Raw genomic sequence first — 2,774 nt, forward strand, 5'->3', positions numbered from 1 at the left:
ATAAATTCAGGATGACGGATTGGAAGAAAATATCGCTTACTTTCCTTGCCCCGGATTGGAAGCGAGCACTTCTGAAAAGCTTTTCCCGAAATCATCTTCATACAGCAGCTTGTATTCCTTGCAGAAGTTTTCGTAGGTATTTTTGGCGATGGAATGTTTACCCAGAAAAACAAGGGCTTTACATTTGATTACCATCGCTTCTTCGTTTACCGAATCGAAATAAAAGATGTAGTTCGAAAGTTCGATTAAAAGTTCGGGATCACTTTCTACCCCTACCGAATGCGAGAAATGCAGATAAGTATCGATAATCTCATTAGAAATTTCGGATTTAAAACTATCCATCCATTCATAATTTACCGTAGGCAGAAATGGTCCACGTTTAATGATTGCCGCCAAATGCCTTATTTTTTCGTGATCGAGGCGCGATTTATCTTTAATAATATTCACATACTCCTGATAGTCGGTATAGGTAATGGCCGGATCGATATTGATGCGCCAATAACCGGTCTCTTTCGAAATCTGGCAGTTACTGATCTTATCCAGAATGCTTTTCAATTTGGCGATATTAACCGAGCGGTTGTTCCGTGCACTTTCGTTCGATTTATCAAACCATAACAGTTCTTTCAGTTTATCGGAACTGATACCCCGCTCCCACCTGATGGTATAAAGCAGCACCACCAGGAAAAGCTCCTTAATAAGCGGCGTAAACTGTTTGGTAATCTGCTGGCCATGATCATCGAATACCTGCAAATCGCCGAACAGGAAAATGGAACTCTTTTTTTCGTCCGGAAGCTCTTCAACAGCTATAACTTCTTTCTGATCGGCAAGCACTTCTGCCGCTGCATTTACCGTGCGTTGGGGTATCGGTTTTACCGGTTTTTTACTTCTGAATACAAAAAGTAAAATACCCATTACAGCAACAAATATCCCCGAGAACCAATACCAGAACGGCGAATTTTCGGCAAAAAGCTTGTCGGGTGCTTCTAATGGAGGTGCGTTAAGGGCGTAAACATTTACATGTGTTTTATCGGTACTATCGCGGAAAGTGGTTACGGCAATAAAACGTTTAGACGATTTGCTGTAATAAAGATCAGCATAAGAATTAATATCGTGGAACTGATAAGGGATTTTGCTGCCACTTAATTTATACTCCGGGCCTTTTAACGATCCCACCATTAACTGGAGTTTCGATTCGTATTTGTGACGTGGAAAAATCAAACCATAAAAAGTATTCTCCTTTTCATTGATGATGAGCGAATTGGCAAAAACAAAATCCTCTCCGCCCACTTTCAGTTCGTACAGCTTTTTAATGGTCTTTTTATCCATATCAAAGTACAGCAGGTCGTATAAATTCCGCGGGTTGAGCATCTGCTTGCCCGTAGTACTTCCATAACCGCCGATTACGTATGCACCATTGCCCGATTGCCCCAATGCAGCCAGGTAACGTGGTGTAAAGGTATCGCCGGTGAAAGGAACCTGTTGCCACTGGCCCGTGGGAAAGTGGTATCTGTTGACCTGGTTTTTATAGATAAAATGCCCATAACCGGCTATCATATAAAGAGATGAATCTTTTGGCGAATAAAATTTATTAAAAAGCCAGTTATCGGTAATTGGGGTTTTAGGATTATAATCTTTCGACCATGTGCGCGAAGCAGAATCAAAAACACTCACAATTTTCTGATCGGCATAAAAGTTTAAAAGGCGGTTATTGTGCTCATCATAAAATGAATAATTTCCCCTTAACAGCGTAAGTTTATTGGCAAACGGATACGATTTGATCTTGGTATCGCTAACTGAAAAGGTTTTGAGCGAATCGCGCTCCACAATATACAACTGATCGTTTTTGGCATTAAAAGCGGTGCTTGCAGGTCCTTTTACCACAAAACTGCCGAGACGCTGCCAATCGTAGTGCATTTTTTTTATCCATAATGCACGGTTTACCAAAGCCTTATTATTGTGGACCAGTTCTTTCGCGCTGTTGCCGTCATACTCATCAAGCGGCCAATGGTATTTTAATTCGCCATTTTCGGTAATTTTGATGTTTCTGATCTTCATCGGCGGATTATCAGAAGTTTTAAACTGCTGGTATTCGTTAGCGCCGAAAAGGATTTTAAAACAGCTTCCTTTCTTTAGATTTATGCTTGCTGTTCCGGTGTAAGAGCCCGAAGTAAGGGTTAAAAGGGATTTCTGTGCATCGAATTTTAATTTCACCAGGTTCCAGCTGTGATAGAGTGTAGCCGGCGGTATTTCAAATGCTATCTTTGAAAATTTGTTTCCCACAATCACTTTAAAATGGTGCGTTTCTTTAAAATCGTTATCGTAAAGCAGATCGATATTTTCCGAATCGTTAACAACCAAACGGAGGATATAACCAAAATAGTCGTCCTTTTTAGCGAGAAAGTTCAGATCGAAACTCAGATCAAAGCCATCATCAAAACATAGGTTTTTACCAGGACTGAGATCGAGGCCGGTACGCTGGTCCTGAACCACTTCGTGACTAAAAAAGCCGAGGCCATAAGATTGAGAAAAGCTTTTTTCGCAGCAGCATAAAAGGATGATTACTGCACTCCAGAAATATAATTTGGTCATCATTTGTTACATTACGAATATAATATATATATCCCAATGTTGCCATAGTTGTGTAAATTTTAAAGCGTTGGGCGTTTGGGTTTGAGCGTTATTTTATGGATGAAACATTTTTTATTTTTCTTTTTTACCACGAAGGAACAAAGTTTTTTTATCAATCATGTTCACCAATGAACTAATGACCAGTG

The 2,774-nt window shown here is 40.1% G+C and carries 1 protein-coding gene; it reads right to left on the reverse strand.

Annotated features, from left to right (window positions below; all coding sequences use genetic code 11):
- Positions 1-36 precede the first annotated feature (36 nt).
- Complete coding sequence (locus tag B2V92_RS02980; RefSeq protein WP_293304692.1) at positions 37-2,592, reverse strand: galactose oxidase; 2,556 nt, start codon at positions 2,590-2,592, stop codon at positions 37-39.
- Positions 2,593-2,774 lie beyond the last annotated feature (182 nt).

The organism is Pedobacter sp. UBA5917 (assembly GCF_002432345.1).
Lineage (GTDB): Bacteria > Bacteroidota > Bacteroidia > Sphingobacteriales > Sphingobacteriaceae > Pedobacter.

Coding starts and splice junctions, on each gene's coding strand:
- B2V92_RS02980 (WP_293304692.1), bottom strand. CDS start 2,592: ATGATGACCAAATTATATTTCTGGAGTGCAGTAATCATCCTTTTATGC.